The organism is Vibrio sp. 10N.261.55.A7 (assembly GCF_002877365.1).
Lineage (GTDB): Bacteria > Pseudomonadota > Gammaproteobacteria > Enterobacterales > Vibrionaceae > Vibrio.
The window spans coordinates 25,741-42,647 of sequence record NZ_MCWZ01000112.1 but is presented as its reverse complement, the minus strand read 5'-3'; the positions used below and the strand labels follow the sequence as shown (position 1 = coordinate 42,647).

Here is a 16,907-nt window from a genome sequence, read left to right as displayed (position 1 = left end):
ACTCAGTTCATTGAAACCAAAGTTGAAACCGAAGTTTCATTTTTTGATTATCATCAACGAGTGCCCACACAGATTGATAGGTTTAAATTGTTAAAGAGCGTTGCTTTGTGAAGCTTTCTTCTCAAAGCGGACGGCCATTCTAGCGATTTAAGTTTCAGTGTCAAACACTTTTTGAAATTTAATTCTTTCTGACTTTCCGTCTTACTGAACATTGCTGAGGCCTTGTGGCGTCTGCCGTGTCAGTGGATGCGCATTATAGACAGACTCGATAATAGCGCAAGGCTTTTTCCAATAAATATCGAAAATAATGCTTCTTTGCCCAGAAAAGCATCAGACCATAAAAAAAGAGAGCTAAAAGCTCTCTTTTTTGTCACATTTCGCTAACTATTTAGATAAAAGCATACGCATCTGCGTACATGTGATCGCTTTCCGCCTGTTTATTTTGCGTAAACTGCTCTCTAGCCGCTCCTGCCATTTCAAAGCGTCCAGCTATATAGATATCGTAATCGGCTAATGACTCAAAATCGTCATTAATGGCTTGAAGAACATTCCCAAGCTTTCCTGCCCAGTTTTCTTCCGGATTTTCAATCACTGGAATGAAATGCACATTACTATGATTTTTCGCAATCAACTCTAACTCTTCTTTCGCATAAAGCTGATCTATCGTCTTGGCACCCCAATATAGATAGATAGGGGAGCTCTTTTCAATACTAACGCAATGATCAAGGATAGAACGAACGTAGCTAAACCCAGTACCACCAGCAATGAGTAATAATGGTCGCTCACTGCCTTCTTTAACCCATGCTGTGCCGTGAGGTGCATCTATGTTAATAGAATCACCACTACTCAGTGCCTTCTTCATCAGTTCAACAACTTCAATCGCATAAGCGTTATGCTCTGCTGCCCCAATATGAAGCTCAAGTTCACCTTCATGTCGACATGGACTACTCGCAATTGAAAATGGACGTTTATCACTTTCTCCCATTTCAACCATCAAATATTGCCCAGCTTTGAATGAGATTGGTGATTCAGGGTGCAATAGAATCTGAAAAGTATTACACGCTAATGGTTGAATAGATTTTACTTTACATTTAATGGTCATGGTCTTCCTTTCACTTACTCACTATAGGTAAGGACTAAATTACTTTCTGCGAAGGCTTGGCAAGGAAATATCCAACCTTGATTCTGCTCTTTCTCTGTGAGCATGGGATCAAGGTGATAACTTACTTCACCCTCTTGTTTCTTGCACATGCACATCGCACATGCGCCGACTTGGCATCGATTCGGAAGGGCTACATTATTGTTGAGCGCCGCTTCTAAAATCGTCTCTTTTTCTTTGACAGCAAATGTAATGCCATTTGGCAGTATCGTCACGGAGTAGCTCATAGAATCGATAGTTCATCCCATATACTGTCGATTTTATCCACAACTTGAGGATCTTTTTTAATCGGAACTCCCCACTCGCGCTTAACTTCTCCATTTAATTTATTGGTCGCATCTAACCCCATGACAGAACTTTTAACGCCATCGTCATCTTCTGTATGCAGCGTTAATGTGTCTCGAGATGGGTCCATACGCGTCGTGACCGCCCATATGACATCATTCCAATCTGATACTTCCACATCATCATCGCAAACGATAATAAACTTAATCTGCATCTTCTTATTAAGAGTCGATACGAGTTTTCTCATCAACGACTCCGCTTGCCCTGGTATTTCCTTACGGATAGAAACAATCGCCATTCCGTTAACTCGAGTGTTTTGAGGCAAGTAGACATTAATTATGTCTTGGCTTTCAGCTTTTAGAAGGCTGACAAGCTCATCCACTTCTATTTTCTTAAGGTGTTGTATTTCTTGCGACTGAACAGAGCTACCCGACAGTTCCAATTCTGCTGGCCACTTTTTCGTGGCATCTAATCCCATTTTTGACCCTAGCCCTACCACTGGCGATGCAAAATCTAGCGAATCAATAGGCGTACTCTCAATCATGGTGGTATCAAATTGAGGTTCCATATTTTCCGTCATTGCATTGGTCACTTGCGTCCAATCACGAGCATCGATACCTTCATCACACACGATGACAAATTTAGTGTACATGAACTGGCGAAGAAATGACCACACACCCATCATTACACGCTTTGCATGCCCTGGGTACTGCTTCTTCATGGTGACCACTGCCATTCGGTATGAACAACCTTCAGGTGGTAGGTAAAAATCTTCGATCTCAGGGAACTGCTTTTGCAGTATAGGGACAAACACTTCGTTAAGAGCTACCCCTAATACAGCTGGTTCATCTGGCGGACGTCCAGTGTACGTACTGTGATAAATCGGGTCCTTACGCATCGTGATATGAGTAATGGTAAACACGTGGTGTTTTTCTTTCTCGTTATAGTAACCAGTATGATCACCATAAGGCCCTTCATCGGCAAATTCATTTGGGTCGATATAACCTTCCATGACTATTTCAGCGCTGGCTGGTACTTCCAATTCATTGCTGACCGATTTAACCACTTCCGTTTTACTACCGCGTAGTAGCCCAGCAAACGCATACTCGGAAAGCGTATCTGGTACAGGGGTGACAGCACCAAGAATCGTTGCAGGGTCCGCACCAAAAGCCACCGTAACAGGGAACGGTTTACCTGGGTTCGTTTCCATCCAGTCACGCAGATCTAACGCGCCGCCTCTGTGCGCTAACCATCGCATGATAACTTTGTTCTTACTGATTTTTTGCTGGCGATAGATACCTAAGTTCTGACGCTTTTTGTTCGGTCCTTTGGTGATGGTTAATCCCCAAGTCAATAACGGTGCGACGTCATCTTGCCAACAACTCATTACTGGTATCTTATCCAGATCAACGTCTTCTCCCTGCCATACAATTTCCTGACAAGATGCTTTCCTTAAGCGCTTCACGGGCATATTGAGAACTTGCTTGAATACTGGAATCTTATCAATGGCGTCTTTAAAGCCTTTCGGGGGCTCAGGTTCTTTGAGATAGGCCAGTAACTTGCCCACTTCACGCAGCTCTTTCACCTCTGAACGTCCCATACCAATGGCGACACGCTCCGCTGTGCCAAATAAGTTTGTCAGCACTGGGATTCCATAACCAATAGGGTTTTCGAACAGCAATGCCGGGCCGCCTGCACGAAGCGTACGATCGCTGATTTCGGTCATTTCGTAGTGAGGGTCAACAGGGTGAGTAATACGCTTGAGCAATCCCTTACTCTCGAGGTGATCAACAAAGTCGCGTAAATCCTTAAAACTCATAGCACTTCTATCAATTGATTAAACTGACAGCAGTATAACAAAAAAGGATCGCACTATCCCTCTTTATGATTTCGATCAATTATTGGGATAATGCTTGCAGAATCGCGTTGGTGTTCAAGCCATTTTTGCTATCAGCGAGCTCTTCTAGCCAGCTTCGGTAGCCTTGCTTCTCGAGTTCATTCGCCACTAAGGTTGCATCTTCAGCCACTCGCATCTTATTCACAAGAAACTGTTTCACATCATCGGTCATCGGCTTCGCTTTTGTTAAAGCGGTCAAGGCCTTTTGCTTTAATGCTGGGTTACCTGAAGCCATCATAACCTGAGAACGTGAGAACGTGTCATTGAGCTCAGAAAGCCTAACCAGTTCTGATTCACTATAGAAGTCGGCACGCATACGCCATAATAGGCGATACACCTCTTCGTCTTTACTGACTCGAGCCATTTGAACCATGACCTTGGGAGAAGGAAGCCAGCTAGTAATCGCTTGAGAGGTTAACTGGTTAGTTAAGGCTGATATTGCTTCAGGAGATAGACTGTCGAGTTCTCTATTAAGCAAGGCTTCTCGCGATTGAACTTGAAAATCACTGCCCGACAACCATGTCTTTAAATTGAGTTCTTGCCGTTCTGCAGAAAGAACAAAATCCATTGTGGTTTGGTCTTGTTCCCAGCGCTTTATGAGTCGACTCGCCGTCGCTGGGTAATTAAAAGCAGGGACGACGAATTCATATCCATCCCCTCTTTCTACGACTTGATAGACAGGGACAAGCGCCAACTGACGATCCAAAAACATCGACATTTTGGGGCTGATTGCACGACTTTGCTTTTCAATCGTATCAAGCAACACAAATCGAGCGACTTCTTGCTGTGGTAATGCCAAGCGCTCCAATGCAAACTTGAGAGAATCAAGCTCATCATTCTCAACATATTGCATTAACTCATTCACCTTGCGGTGTATATGTTCATCCTTTAACCATTGCTTAACGGTAATCGGTTCCATTTGTGTTGCAAAAGCAACGAGAGAATTCATAAGCAATGATGACATTAGGAGAACAGAGAACAATCCTTGTCGCATGTTAACCTCCTTTTAACATTTCAATCATTGTGGCACTTTACAAATAGAATGCAAACAAAAACGCCACCGAACAATCGGTGGCGTTTTTCTACAAACTCATGAATTACTTTTGACGGCGCATTGCATCAAAGAACTCATTGTTCGTTTTCGTCATTGCAAGCTTATCAATGAGGAATTCCATTGCATCAATTTCGCCCATTGGGTGAACGATCTTACGTAGAATCCACATTTTCTGCAGTTCATCTTTCTTCGTCAGTAACTCTTCGCGACGAGTACCAGAACGATTGAAGTCAATAGCAGGGAAGACACGTTTTTCTGCAATCTTACGATTCAGGTGCAGTTCCATGTTACCTGTACCCTTGAACTCTTCGTAGATGACTTCATCCATCTTAGAGCCAGTATCGACAAGTGCCGTAGCGATGATGGTTAAGCTACCACCCTCTTCTACATTACGCGCTGCACCAAAGAAACGTTTTGGACGGTGTAGAGCATTCGCATCAACACCACCAGTCAGAACTTTACCTGATGATGGAACAACCGTGTTATATGCACGAGCTAGACGAGTAATGGAATCAAGCAAGATAACCACATCTTTCTTATGCTCAACAAGGCGCTTCGCTTTTTCGATGATCATCTCTGCAACTTGCACGTGGCGAGACGCTGGTTCATCAAACGTAGACGCAACCACTTCACCTTTAACTAGGCGTTGCATTTCCGTCACTTCCTCTGGACGTTCATCGATAAGAAGAACCATCAATTCACATTCAGGGTGGTTACGAGCGATGCTCTGTGCAATATTTTGCAGAAGCATTGTTTTACCCGCTTTAGGCGGAGCAACAATAAGACCACGCTGTCCTTTACCAATAGGAGAAGCAAGATCTAGAATTCGAGCTGTAATATCTTCTGTCGCACCGTTACCTGCTTCCATCACCATACGCTCGTTCGCGTGAAGTGGCGTTAGGTTTTCAAACAGAATTTTATTACGGGCGTTATCAGGTCTATCGTGGTTAACCGTGTTAACTTTCAGTAGTGCGAAGTAACGCTCACCGTCTTTAGGCGGACGAATCTTTCCGGCAATAGAGTCACCAGTTCGCAGATTGAAACGACGTATCTGGCTAGGCGATACATAGATGTCGTCTGGACCAGCTAGGTATGAACTATCGGAGCTTCGTAAAAATCCAAAACCGTCTTGAAGTATTTCTAGAACGCCATCGCCAAAAATATCTTCACCGCTTTTCGCGTGAGCTTTTAGGATGGAGAAGATAATGTCTTGTTTTCTTAAGCGAGCTAGGTTTTCAAGGCCTAAGCTTTCGCCAAGCTTAACAAGATCAGACACAGGTCTGCTCTTCAGTTCTGTTAGATTCATTGTAGTTGATACTTGTTTAGTCAAAATAGGATCTGTTTTTTAGTTGTAAGATGGATTTGGTCTCAGGAACGACCAAGAAGTGAACACTTGTTTAATTTACGTGCAATAAACTAGCACTAAATAGTAGCCTAGTCTAGATTTTGTTATCTATCAAAAACAAAACCGTGCGAAATGTAATTCTGCACGGCTTTTTTATTCTATAGCGCTATAGGTTTGCGTCTAAAAACTCTTTAAGTTGAGTTTTAGATAGTGCGCCAACTTTCGTTGCAGCAACGACGCCATCTTTAAATAGCAACAATGTTGGAATGCCACGAATACCAAACTTTGGCGGTACGCCAGCATTCTGGTCGATATTTAATTTACCGATAGTGAGCTTGCCTTCGTATTCATCTGCAATTTCATCAAGAATAGGGGCAATCATTTTACAAGGACCACACCATTCTGCCCAAAAATCCACAAGAACCGGGCCTGCAGCATTGATCACGTCGTTATCAAAACCATCATCTGTTAGCTGCAAAATCTTGTCACTCATCTTCCACTCCAATGTATTTTTCTCAACTGATTGCGTAATAATCAGTAAATAGATGCCCTATTGGAATGTATTTACTTTCGTATTGCAAGCTTAAGCTGATATTCTATAGCGATGAAAAAGACGCATATCACAGAGCAAAAGTTCGCCGACTTCGGTTTAAACGCCCAAGTCATTGAAGGATTGAATAAAAATGGATACGAATTTTGTACCCCTATTCAAGCCTTGGCGTTGCCGGTACTGCTCACCGGCCAAGACATTGCAGGCCAGGCCCAAACGGGCACTGGTAAAACCTTAGCGTTTCTCACTGCTACTTTTAACCACTTACTGACTACGCCTGAACATGAAGGTCGCCAAGCTAACCAGCCTCGCGCGATCATTATGGCACCAACGCGTGAGCTAGCGATTCAGATTTTTAACGATGCTGAATCTCTATGTGCAAGCACTGGTATCAAAGCGGGTTTAGCTTACGGTGGCGAAAGCTACGATAAGCAAGTATCTAAGCTAGAAGCGGGTGTCGATATCCTTATCGGTACCACAGGTCGTATTATCGACTTCTATAAGCAGAAGGTATTTAACCTTAACCACATTCAAGCCGTTGTTCTTGATGAAGCCGATCGCATGTTCGACCTTGGATTCATTAAAGACATTCGTTTCTTGTTCCGCCGCATGCCTGCACCAAACGAGCGTCTAAACATGCTGTTCTCAGCAACGCTTTCTTACCGCGTGCAAGAGCTTGCGTTTGAGCACATGCACAACCCTGAGCATGTTGTTGTCGAACCTGAACGTAAAACAGGGCATCGTATCCAAGAAGAGCTTTTCTACCCTTCTAACGAACATAAGATGCAACTGCTTCAAACCTTAGTTGAAGAAGAGTGGCCAGATCGCGCTATCGTTTTCGCTAACACAAAACACAAGTGTGATTCTGTTTGGGGACACCTTGCGGCTGATGGACACCGAGTTGGCCTACTAACGGGTGATGTTCCACAGAAGAAACGTGAGAAGATTCTAGAGCAATTCACTAAAGGTGACGTAGATATTCTAGTTGCAACCGATGTTGCCGCTCGTGGTCTACACATTCCTCAGGTAACACACGTATTCAACTACGATCTTCCTGACGACTGTGAAGATTACGTTCACCGTATTGGCCGTACCGGTCGTGCTGGTGAAAGCGGTCACTCTATTAGCTTTGCTTGTGAAGACTACGCGATTAACCTACCGCCAATCGAAGAGTACATCGAACACTCGATTCCGGTTTCTGATTATGATTCATCAGCGTTGATTGACGATCTGCCTGCACCAATTCGCATGCGCTCTCGCAATCCACAGCAACGTCGCTCGAATTCAGGTGGCCCACGCTCTGGAAATCGCAGACCGAATAACCGTCGTCCGCGCCAACCTCGTCAACAATAGATAGGGAATCTTTAGTCGACTATGAACCAAACAGTCTCACCCGCGTTTTACGCTGCCATCGACCTTGGGTCGAACAGTTTTCATATGCTCGTTGTGCGTCACATCAGTGGCAGCGTGCAAACTATGGCCAAGATAAAGCGCAAGGTGCGTTTAGCCTCAGGGTTAGACAGCGATAATGCGCTGAGTCAGGAAGCTATGCAGCGTGGATGGGATTGCTTAAGTCTTTTTGCCGAGCGACTACAAGATATACCAACAGAAAACATCCGCATCGTGGGCACTGCGACACTTCGTACGGCCACCAATGTGGATGTTTTTCTAGAGAAAGCGAATCAGATATTAGGTCACAAGATTCACGTCATTTCAGGCGAACAAGAAGCCGCCATGATTTACCAAGGTGTCGCACACACCTCTGGAGGCATTGGTCGTCGTTTAGTGGTCGACATCGGTGGCGCAAGTACAGAACTCGTTATCGGCAAAGGCTTTGATGCGAAAGCACTAACCAGCTTAAAAATGGGTTGTGTGACTTGGCTTGAAAAGCACTTTAAAGATCGCCAACTGAGCGAAGAAAACTTCAATTCCGCCATTAGTGCCGCGAAACAAACCATCTCTCCTATTCTAGAGCAATACACTCAGATTGGATGGGACGTATGTGTTGGCGCAAGTGGCACAGTACAGGCCCTACAAGAAATCATGCTGGCGCAAGGAATGGATGAAGTCATTACTTTGGCTAAGTTGAAACGTTTGCAGAAACAGGCAATGCTCACCGATCAATTGGAAGAACTCGAAATTGAAGGCTTAACACTCGAGCGTGCGTTAGTCTTCCCGAGTGGACTATCGATTCTCATTGCGATATTTGAATTGCTAGAAATTGAATCCATGACATTGGCTGGCGGAGCACTTCGTGAAGGAATGGCTTACGAAATGGTGCCTGAACTACGTCAAAGCGATATACGCTCTAGAACAATTGAGAGTGTACAAAAACGCTACCAAATGGATATCGCTTACGCACAACAGGTCGCGGATACAGCAAGTGGTCTACTCGAGCAATGCGATCAGAAAATGTGGCTTCCAGAGCCTCAAGCAAAAGCTATCCTTACTACTGCATGTCAACTGCACGAAATTGGACTAACCATCGATTTCAAGCAAGCAGGAAAACACAACGCTTATTTATTGCAACAGCTCGATCTACCTGGGTTTACTCGCGCACAAAAGCACTGCATTGCAGAAATCACACGACGCTACCGAGAACAGCTAACTCCAATGCCTGACCAGCAGGCTATTAGTACATTGAGCAGCCAGCGTATCCTTCGATTACTGAGGCTTTCGGTATTGTTAACTCACCGAAGAGATAGCGCTACGCAGCCTGAAGTATCCATCAAAGCTAATGGCAACAGCTTAGAGCTTTCAATAAGTAAGCAATGGTTAACCGAGAATCCGCTAACAGCCGCAGAGCTTGAAATTGAATCGAGTCGCCAATCCGATGCTGGCTGGCCTCTGTCAATCAATCCAACCTAAGAACATAGAATTCGCCTCGAGCATTCGCTTTACACCCTTGCTTGAGGCTTACTCTCATTCCACTTGCATCCCGAAAGGTTTATTACGTTCACTCCTTAGCAACTTACTCGTTTTGCTCTTTTATGGCGACCGATGCGAGAATACGTCGTTGGCCAGTGAAAGGCTGCCTTGCATGCAGAACCGTATAATTATTCACCAATAACACGTCCCCTTTTTTCCACCTAAAATTGACACTGAGCTCGTCCATCGCCTGTTTGGTTTTCTCCATGACATCCGCATCCATCAAACTACCAGCACCACTCACTACGGCTTCAGTCGACACATTACGACTGTCATTCCAACCATCGTAGACTGCAACAATAGAGTTAAAGAATGTCTTCTGCTCCGTCTCTTTATCCAATCGAATAGCGGGTAATGTCGACGTCTCTGTTTTTAGTACACCTGCATCTTCCCAACTCCAGCTCATGTTGTGTTCGCGAAGAAGCTCTTCACACTCTTCACGAGTTTCGACGTTGAAAGTCTCTTTCCAAGATCGACCTATCGGAGATGCATTATCAGTGACTTCTGGCATGTATCGAATGTAGCGAACACCTTGTTCCTCTATCTTCTTAGCAAACTCTGGCGCTAACTCAAAAAACCGCTGGCATATTTCATTCGAGTGAAGAATAGAGGTCGCTCCTCCCGTTTTTGAGGGGGTATCGCAATAAAAAAAGATATAACCGGGCGGCTTCGGTGTTTGTGCCATCTCATGATGAAAAGGGATTTTTTCTGACGGAGGCGCTTCATTCGCCGTCACCACACGAGACTTAGTCACTTGAACACGAGGAGCGGCACCGCCAATGTAGGGGTTATTCTTATAATCAGAATGATCTAAGAGTTGCTCGAACCTATCAGCGCTCTCAACGGGGAAACCACGCAACAAAACCGCACCATGCTCGATAAGCTTACTATGGATGTCAGACTTATTTGTCTCGAACCAGTCCAACATTGACACTGGATTAGCGGCCACTGATTCGTTGGGTGGGAGAACGACTAATGGAAAGTCTCGTCCATTAACTTTTTTTTGTTCAGATATTTCCCCAATATTCAGCATTAGCTTGCCCTTCCAAAATAGTTTATGCCAATGACTTACCGCACAAGCATGAAAAAAGCTCACAGCTGTTTATACACTTTCACAGCGGTGAGTACTTAAAGCGTCAAGTCATCTGAGTACGGGTATGTCAGATTGATACCCGCATAATGAAATAAAGAGAACCCCTTCCAAACGACTTAATGGAAAAGGATTCATTGCGCACTCTAGTTAAGTTCTGTCTGGTACGTTGCCGCTATCGACTTCTCGGCTTTACTCGCTTCTGACACAAGCAACTGATAGTACTTCTCGCCTTGATCTACGTTCTTACTGAACCATTGATATACCGGCTGAGCCTTCGCTTTAAACTTGTCTTTTTCCGCTTGATTTGGCACGTATAATGTACCGCCAGATTTTGTGAAATCTTGGTAAGCTTGAATTGACTTACGCTTTGGCGACGCAAAGGTTGCTTGCTGCAGCGCATAAAAACCATCTACCACCACTTTACGCAGGCCCTCCGGCATTTCGCTAAAGTGTTCATTGTTCATTAACCACAGTGCGGCCATGTATGCGTGGCCATCTAAGGTCACGTATTTCAAGCCAGCCTCAGGAAACTTCATTCCCATGATGTCAGTAATGCCGTTTTTCGAACCTTCAACGACTCCTGTCTGAAATGAAGTGTATAGCTCAGGCCAAGGGATTGGAGTCGGGCTTGCTCCAAGTGACTTCACCAACTCTTGAGGAAGGTCAGCAACGACAGTACGAATTTTTAGACCTTCCATATCAGAAGGAGACCTCACTGTACGTTTGGTATTCGCAAAGTTACGCCAACCACCCGTGTTACCAATGGTCATCAAACGCACTTTATTGCCGGAATCCTTCAAGATGTCTTTTCTCATTTCCTGTACAAATGAACCACTCAGCACGGTTTCTGCAATTCGGTCATCCGCTAAGATATAAGGTAAATCAAGAACCTGTACGTAAGGGTACATGTTGGCAGTACCACCCGAGGTAGATACGTAAATGTCGATCGAGCCATCTTCTAGAGCTTGAACACATTCCGTACCATTGCCGCATAGCTGAGTACCGATAAAGAGTTCTACCGAGATCTTTCCGTTTGAGCGAGATTCAACGAAGTCTTTGAAAACCACAAGACCATCATAATCCTCATCATTCTCGTTCGAGTTTGCTACTGCCCTCAAACGAAAATCAGCCGCTTGCACAGCAGTAATTGAAGCAGCAAGAACCATCGCGGTAAGGCCGTTCGCCATCGCTTTAGCAAATTTCATAATCTATTTCCTTTTGATTGTTTCACTTTCTGTTTTTATAGGCATGTTGGGCTTATTGTTATCGCTTTCCCCAACTCCGCCTTTTCACTAAGGCCTTTCACCTTATATTTCTGTCGACTGCATCTACAGACAGAGAATTTATTGGACCAACCCAAAGAGCCTTGGAACCGTCATTGATACGGATGGGAAGAAGGTAATGAGGAAAATGACGAGCATTTCCACTGCCAGAAAGGGCAGAATTTCTTTTGCTATCGACTCCACCTTTTCTCCTGACACGCTTGAAGCAACAAACAACACCAGTCCCATTGGTGGCGTGGCCAAACCTACAGTTAAATTCACGCTCATAATAATGGCGAAATGAACAGGATCGATGCCGATCGAAATGAATATGGGCGCAAGGATTGGACCTAAAATGATGATGGCTGGGCCCGCATCTAAAAACATCCCAACAATGAAGAGTAAAATATTGATCGCAAACAGAAGCATTAACGGGTTGTCGCTTATAGCCAACACCCAGTCCGCTAAGTCTTCGGCAGCATGAGACAAGCTGACAACCGTTTTAAATGCTAAGGCAGAGCCAACAAGCAGCAATACCACCGCTGATGCTGATGCAGAGCGAGCAAATAAATCAGGCAGCTCTTTAAGCTTAATGGTTTTCAGCACGAATAAGCTGAGAAATAACGCGTAGCCAACCGCAATCGCCGACGCTTCAGTTGGCGTAAACACCCCACCCACAATTCCGCCCAATATCAACACTGGAGTCAGCAATGGTAATATCGCAGCACGTGTTGCTTGACCTCGTTCAGGCCAAGTGGTTTTCTCACTGGCAACGGGAAAGTCATGCTTTTTCGCCATTAGAGTCGTTACCCCCATCAGCGCAAGCCCTATCAACAAACCAGGGACGATACCCGCGGCAAATAACGCCGCCACAGACACCTCCATGGTGTAGGCGTAAATGATCATAATTCCAGACGGTGGAATTATCGGGCCAATCACAGAGCTAGCCGCGGTAATTGCTGCCGCAAAACGCCTTGAGTAACCATTCTTTTCCATGGCAGGAATCAACATAGAACCGAGCGCTGAAGTATCAGCCACCGCAGAACCAGATAATCCCGCAAATAACATGCTCGATAAAATATTGACGTGTGCAAGCCCACCTCGGACATGGCCGATGAACGCCTGAGAAAAATTAACCAATTGCAGCGTAATACCGCCACGGTTCATCAGCTCTCCAGCAAGCATAAAGAAAGGGATCGCCATCAATGGGAACGAATCAATCCCGTTATAGATATTACGAAATAGCATCGGTAAGTCTCGGTCCATGCCCAAAGCCAGCATCATTGCGCCTGGCGCAAAAAGAGTGGCAAAGAAAACCGGTAGCCCTATCAGCAGAAGTATTAAGAACAAAGGCAAAAATAGAACTAACATGGGTTAACCTCTTTTGTTTTAGACTCTGAACCTTGGCTAAATACACTCAGGAGATTCTTTAAAATCAGTTCGATATTGACCATCAACATCGTGATAAAACAGACGGGCATAGCGAGATAAATCCACGCTCTAGACAAATGAAAGGATGCGGCTCGAGTTCGAAATCCACGCTCAAAAAACTCGACACCTAAACTTGAGAGCTTCCAAAGCACTAAGGCAGAAAGAACCAATAAGGTAATTTTTAAACACTGAGCTAAGCGTGTAGGCAAGTAGTCTTGCAGCATCTCGATTGCCACAAACCCACCGGTTCGGTACGCACCCGCCGCGACGAGCGCCATCATCCAAATCATTAATGCTCTAGCAACCTCTTCAGGCCAAGGTAGCGCGTTGGATAATGCGTATCGACAGAACACCTGTAATAAAATGGTCAAAACCATTGCCATGACGAGAACCCAAGCCACCTGCCTGCCTGCCCAGATTATTCGAGTATTGAGCGCTTCTATTAGCAAATAGCTTCCATGCAATAGCTTCATTTTTCCTTTCCCCAGCTTTCAATTTGCTTTAGTCACCCAGAGCTAAAGCGGAGTAATTTCAGCTCACCAAATCATTAAATCGAAGAGAGAAAACCCACTTTCATTCACCATTCATTTACATTTTAGTTTGCAAGACAACCCTAACAGTGTAATCTCAACATGTAAATCAATTGTAAATGAATTGATAATGAAAGTGATATGTAGCTTCAATTTGGCTAGCGACAAAGAATAGTGCGAGATAAAAATGGAAATCGATTTCCCTACTGACACCACACAGAACCAGCCGAAGAGAAAACCTAAGTACGTTCAAATCAGTGAACTACTTATACGAGAGATCAATGCAGGGCACTGGCGTGCAAATGAGCGACTCCCCGTAGAAACCGATTTAGCCACAGAGCTAAATGTTGCGGTTGGCACACTGAGAAAAGCACTGGCTTTACTCGAAGAAAAGGGCTTACTTGAGCGACGGCAAGGAAGTGGTACTTATGTGAAAAACCCACCTAAAGAGGCCGCGTATCAATTGTTTCGTCTAGAACTTTTAGACGGGGGCGGAACACCACACGCAAACACACTGAGTGTACGCAAAGAGCCAAACGTTGATGTCGCCAAACACTTCGGTGTATCAGAAGATACCCAATTTTGGCGAATAGAGCGTCAACGTTTTCTCAACAAAACCATTATTGCGGCTGAAGAAATGTGGATTCGCGCTGAACATTGTGACGCACTTAATGCTCAATCTCTCGATGAGTCGCTGTATCGCCATTATCGCGAACATTTCAACTTCTGGATTGGCCACGTTGAAGACCGTATTAGCATCAAAAAGGCAGACGCTTGGTCTGCTGATATCCTTGGCGTTCCAGCTAACACCTCCGTTGGCTGGATAGAACGTATCAGTTGGACGGACGAACAAAAAGTCGAGGAATACTCAAGAACTTGGTTCAACCCTGAAACGTGTCACTACGTGTCAAGAATGTCATAACAATGGCCGCTTTATAGAAACTAAATCACTATTCGTGGCAACACATTAAAGGAGTTAACATGGCAATTCGATACGCTTTCATTGGGTGTGGAATGATGGGGCAAGAGCACATTCGTAATATTCAGTTACTGCTAGGCGCTTCAGTTATTGCCGTTTTCGAGCCAGATAAAATGATGCAGGATGCGATCAAAACACTCGATAGCTCTATCGTATTTACCTCTTCCGTTGAGGAGCTTCTCAAGCGTTCAGATATCGATGCCATTGTGATAGCAAGCCCCAACCATTGCCATGCGAACCAACTATTAACGCTATTAGAAACCACCCATCTCCCTGTCCTAGTCGAGAAGCCTATCGTCACCTCAGTGGAAGATGTTCAGCGAATAAGAGATGCGGTGAGTCAGCACCCCGCTCCTATTTGGGTCGCGATGGAATATCGCTATATGCCACCGGTCGCTAAACTCATCGATTTGGTCAGTGGTGGAAATGCTGGCCATGTTAGCCAATTAAGTATCCGTGAACATCGCTTCCCCTTCCTCGAAAAGGTTGGAGATTGGAACCGGTTTAATCGAAACACTGGCGGGACACTGGTCGAAAAATGCTGTCACTTCTTCGATTTAATGCGTTTACAAACCCAAAGCGAAGCCATTCGAGTCTATGCCACGGGAAGCCAACACACCAATCACATTGACGAACGCTATAATGGCGAACAACCTGACATTCTTGATAACGCCTATGTCCTTGTGGATTTCGCTAATGGGCAACGAGCCATGCTCGAGCTCTGTATGTTCGCAGAAGGATCACAGTATCAAGAGGAAATATCCGTTGTTGGCAGCGAAGGAAAGGTAGAAGCGTTTGTGCCTGGCCCAACAAGGTTTTGGAATCAAGACTTGGGTGAGCCACCAACGCCGAAAGTTGTGATATCTCCGCGCAACCCAACTGGGCCAGAAGCGATCCCTATTCCCGTGGACCCTGCCCTATTGGCGGCTGGCGACCACAACGGCTCGACGTTTTATCAGCACCAGAAGTTTCATCAGGCAATCACTCAAGGTGGGCTCGTAGAAGTCACCGCCGAAGATGGCCTGAAAGCCGTCATTATTGGACTCGCAGCACAACAATCCATAGAGACAGGAAAGACCGTCGAGATTACAGATAATGGTTGGTCTTATTACGAGAGCCCTTAATCGCTATTACAACGAACGCTAATACAATAAAAAGAACTGAATAAAACAACTTCAGAAAGACTCAATTGATTGACTGATTAAGCTGAACCAACCGCTTTAAAATCAGGATTCACAGCCGTCAATTTCTTAATCAGATAATTCAGTAACACACCGTACATAGGAACAAACAGACCTAAACTGATAATAAGTTTGAAGCCGTAATCCACCAGCGCGATCTCAACCCAATGCTCAGCCATAAACGGATCGGGGCTTTGATAGAAAGCAATCGCAAAGAACGCGAGTGTATCTAGGGCATTACCGAATAATGTTGAACAAGTCGGTGCTATCCACCACTGCTTTAGCTGGCGCAGTCGGTTAAAGACATGCACATCCAATATTTGGCCCAGCATGTAAGCCATAAAGCTTGCTGCCGCAATACGCGCAACAAACAAGTTAAATTCAGATAACTGACCAAAGCCTTGGAACTGCCCTTCAAAGAAAACAACAGAAAGCAGATACGACACCGCAAGCGCAGGCAACATCACCAAAAAGATAATTTTACGAGCAAGCTGAGCACCGAATACGCGAACGGTTAAATCCGTGGCCAGAAAAATAAATGGGAAAGTAAATGCACCCCAAGTCGTATGAAAGCCAAAGACAGTAAAGGGTAACTGCACCAGGTAATTGCTGGATGCAATGATGATCAGATGGAATAAGACCAAGAAAAAGAGGGCGTTGCGCTGCTGCGCAGAAGTAAAGTGATTCATGCGTGACCTTTTTAGTTTGGTTAGGGGGCGAGGGAACCCTAATTGAATTCAACCCAATGGGGAGAATCCATACCAACAATGTAATAAATAAAGTTTGCTCACTGCCTGATCCAAAAAATGAAGTTCAGGAGTGTAGCGGCGGGCGATTATACAGTAACCAAGACAGGCTGCAAGCGGTTAAAAATCACGCAAACGATTAACTTTAAAACCCTTTCGACAATAACTGGCTGAGATACTCTAGCTCTTCTTTTGCTTCATTCGGTGCCAAAGCTTCTAACCACAAGGATTCACTGTAGTGCTCACCCTTTAAGAACAAATGGCAGCCTTCAAAATCAACCAACCAAGAATGAATATCCGCATCACATTGCTTTTCAACGACTTCAGCGGAAAGCAACGTAACCAACCGCTCGGCCAGCTCTGAAAAGCTATCAAAATCAAAGCGCGGCGATGAAATGAGGATTCGCCCCTGCTCTGCCAAGTATTCGTCGAGTCCAAACTGAGTTTGAGTATGATCCATCATGGTT

At 44.8% G+C, this 16,907-nt stretch carries 16 protein-coding genes; 4 read left to right on the top strand and 12 right to left on the bottom strand.

Annotation, left to right across the window (positions count from 1 at the left end; translation table 11 throughout):
• Nucleotides 1–388: 388 nt before the first annotated feature.
• The 6 genes from fre to trxA all read right to left on the bottom strand — a co-directional run bounded on the left by fre (nt 389) and on the right by trxA (nt 6,233).
• Nucleotides 389–1,102: an NAD(P)H-flavin reductase gene (fre, locus tag BCU12_RS08110; protein ID WP_102403835.1), complete on the bottom strand. Its 714-nt coding sequence runs from the start codon at nt 1,100–1,102 to the stop codon at nt 389–391.
• Between the two features lie 14 nt (nt 1,103–1,116).
• Entirely contained in the window at nt 1,117–1,386 is a 270-nt protein-coding gene (locus tag BCU12_RS08105) for a 2Fe-2S iron-sulfur cluster-binding protein (RefSeq protein ID WP_102403834.1), read from the bottom strand.
• The gene (gene ubiD, locus BCU12_RS08100) at nt 1,383–3,263 is read right to left on the bottom strand and encodes a 4-hydroxy-3-polyprenylbenzoate decarboxylase (protein ID WP_102403833.1); all 1,881 of its coding nucleotides are present in this window, start codon (nt 3,261–3,263) and stop codon (nt 1,383–1,385) included. The genes BCU12_RS08105 and ubiD overlap by 4 nt, the downstream gene beginning before the upstream one ends.
• Nucleotides 3,264–3,342: 79 nt before the next feature.
• Nucleotides 3,343–4,335, bottom strand: a complete 993-nt coding sequence (locus tag BCU12_RS08095) for a hypothetical protein (protein WP_102403832.1) — start codon at nt 4,333–4,335, stop codon at nt 3,343–3,345.
• A 103-nt stretch (nt 4,336–4,438) separates the two neighbouring features.
• Nucleotides 4,439–5,701, bottom strand: a complete 1,263-nt coding sequence (rho, locus tag BCU12_RS08090; protein ID WP_102403831.1) for a transcription termination factor Rho — start codon at nt 5,699–5,701, stop codon at nt 4,439–4,441.
• A 205-nt stretch (nt 5,702–5,906) separates the two neighbouring features.
• The gene (gene trxA, locus BCU12_RS08085; protein ID WP_102403830.1) at nt 5,907–6,233 is read right to left on the bottom strand and encodes a thioredoxin TrxA; all 327 of its coding nucleotides are present in this window, start codon (nt 6,231–6,233) and stop codon (nt 5,907–5,909) included.
• 111 nt (nt 6,234–6,344) lie between these two features.
• Between trxA and rhlB the strand changes: the two genes are divergently transcribed.
• Nucleotides 6,345–7,643: an ATP-dependent RNA helicase RhlB gene (gene rhlB, locus BCU12_RS08080; RefSeq protein ID WP_102403829.1), complete on the top strand. Its 1,299-nt coding sequence runs from the start codon at nt 6,345–6,347 to the stop codon at nt 7,641–7,643.
• 21 nt (nt 7,644–7,664) lie between these two features.
• The gene (gene gppA, locus BCU12_RS08075) at nt 7,665–9,158 is read left to right on the top strand and encodes a guanosine-5'-triphosphate,3'-diphosphate diphosphatase (protein ID WP_102403828.1); all 1,494 of its coding nucleotides are present in this window, start codon (nt 7,665–7,667) and stop codon (nt 9,156–9,158) included.
• A 103-nt stretch (nt 9,159–9,261) separates the two neighbouring features.
• Here gppA and BCU12_RS08070 read toward each other — a convergent pair whose 3' ends face one another.
• The 4 genes from BCU12_RS08070 to BCU12_RS08055 all read right to left on the bottom strand — a co-directional run bounded on the left by BCU12_RS08070 (nt 9,262) and on the right by BCU12_RS08055 (nt 13,477).
• Nucleotides 9,262–10,251 (bottom strand): TauD/TfdA family dioxygenase, encoded by a 990-nt coding sequence (locus tag BCU12_RS08070; protein WP_102403827.1) that lies wholly within the window; start codon nt 10,249–10,251, stop codon nt 9,262–9,264.
• 203 nt (nt 10,252–10,454) lie between these two features.
• A complete protein-coding gene (gene dctP / locus BCU12_RS08065; protein WP_347231983.1) occupies nt 10,455–11,498 on the bottom strand; it encodes a TRAP transporter substrate-binding protein DctP in 1,044 nt (347 codons plus the stop codon).
• 156 nt (nt 11,499–11,654) lie between these two features.
• A complete protein-coding gene (locus tag BCU12_RS08060; RefSeq protein ID WP_102403825.1) occupies nt 11,655–12,944 on the bottom strand; it encodes a TRAP transporter large permease in 1,290 nt (429 codons plus the stop codon).
• A complete protein-coding gene (locus tag BCU12_RS08055; protein ID WP_102403824.1) occupies nt 12,938–13,477 on the bottom strand; it encodes a TRAP transporter small permease in 540 nt (179 codons plus the stop codon). Before BCU12_RS08055 ends, BCU12_RS08060 begins: the two co-directional genes overlap by 7 nt.
• 244 nt (nt 13,478–13,721) lie before the next feature.
• Here BCU12_RS08055 and BCU12_RS08050 point away from each other — a divergent pair, with 244 nt between their 5' ends.
• Nucleotides 13,722–14,456: a GntR family transcriptional regulator gene (locus tag BCU12_RS08050; protein ID WP_102403823.1), complete on the top strand. Its 735-nt coding sequence runs from the start codon at nt 13,722–13,724 to the stop codon at nt 14,454–14,456.
• 59 nt (nt 14,457–14,515) lie between these two features.
• Nucleotides 14,516–15,637, top strand: a complete 1,122-nt coding sequence (locus BCU12_RS08045; RefSeq protein WP_102403822.1) for a Gfo/Idh/MocA family oxidoreductase — start codon at nt 14,516–14,518, stop codon at nt 15,635–15,637.
• A gap of 77 nt (nt 15,638–15,714) precedes the next feature.
• Here the strand turns inward: BCU12_RS08045 and BCU12_RS08040 are convergent, their stop codons facing one another.
• Nucleotides 15,715–16,383 carry a 7-cyano-7-deazaguanine/7-aminomethyl-7-deazaguanine transporter gene (locus tag BCU12_RS08040; RefSeq protein ID WP_102403821.1) on the bottom strand — a complete coding sequence of 223 codons (669 nt, stop codon included), beginning with the start codon at nt 16,381–16,383 and terminating at the stop codon, nt 15,715–15,717.
• 202 nt (nt 16,384–16,585) lie between these two features.
• A complete protein-coding gene (locus tag BCU12_RS08030) occupies nt 16,586–16,903 on the bottom strand; it encodes a DUF3630 family protein (RefSeq protein ID WP_102403819.1) in 318 nt (105 codons plus the stop codon).
• Nucleotides 16,904–16,907 lie beyond the last annotated feature (4 nt).

Excerpts from the sequence above, each read along its gene's own strand:
- fre (WP_102403835.1), bottom strand. The coding sequence starts at position 1,102 with ATGACCATTAAATGTAAAGTAAAATCTATTCAACCATTAGCGTGTAAT.
- BCU12_RS08105 (WP_102403834.1), bottom strand. The coding sequence starts at position 1,386 with ATGAGCTACTCCGTGACGATACTGCCAAATGGCATTACATTTGCTGTC.
- ubiD (WP_102403833.1), bottom strand. The coding sequence starts at position 3,263 with ATGAGTTTTAAGGATTTACGCGACTTTGTTGATCACCTCGAGAGTAAG.
- BCU12_RS08095 (WP_102403832.1), bottom strand. The coding sequence starts at position 4,335 with ATGCGACAAGGATTGTTCTCTGTTCTCCTAATGTCATCATTGCTTATG.
- rho (WP_102403831.1), bottom strand. The coding sequence starts at position 5,701 with ATGAATCTAACAGAACTGAAGAGCAGACCTGTGTCTGATCTTGTTAAG.
- trxA (WP_102403830.1), bottom strand. The coding sequence starts at position 6,233 with ATGAGTGACAAGATTTTGCAGCTAACAGATGATGGTTTTGATAACGAC.
- rhlB (WP_102403829.1), top strand. The coding sequence starts at position 6,345 with ATGAAAAAGACGCATATCACAGAGCAAAAGTTCGCCGACTTCGGTTTA.
- gppA (WP_102403828.1), top strand. The coding sequence starts at position 7,665 with ATGAACCAAACAGTCTCACCCGCGTTTTACGCTGCCATCGACCTTGGG.
- BCU12_RS08070 (WP_102403827.1), bottom strand. The coding sequence starts at position 10,251 with ATGCTGAATATTGGGGAAATATCTGAACAAAAAAAAGTTAATGGACGA.
- dctP (WP_347231983.1), bottom strand. The coding sequence starts at position 11,498 with ATGGCGAACGGCCTTACCGCGATGGTTCTTGCTGCTTCAATTACTGCT.
- BCU12_RS08060 (WP_102403825.1), bottom strand. The coding sequence starts at position 12,944 with ATGTTAGTTCTATTTTTGCCTTTGTTCTTAATACTTCTGCTGATAGGG.
- BCU12_RS08055 (WP_102403824.1), bottom strand. The coding sequence starts at position 13,477 with ATGAAGCTATTGCATGGAAGCTATTTGCTAATAGAAGCGCTCAATACT.
- BCU12_RS08050 (WP_102403823.1), top strand. The coding sequence starts at position 13,722 with ATGGAAATCGATTTCCCTACTGACACCACACAGAACCAGCCGAAGAGA.
- BCU12_RS08045 (WP_102403822.1), top strand. The coding sequence starts at position 14,516 with ATGGCAATTCGATACGCTTTCATTGGGTGTGGAATGATGGGGCAAGAG.
- BCU12_RS08040 (WP_102403821.1), bottom strand. The coding sequence starts at position 16,383 with ATGAATCACTTTACTTCTGCGCAGCAGCGCAACGCCCTCTTTTTCTTG.
- BCU12_RS08030 (WP_102403819.1), bottom strand. The coding sequence starts at position 16,903 with ATGATGGATCATACTCAAACTCAGTTTGGACTCGACGAATACTTGGCA.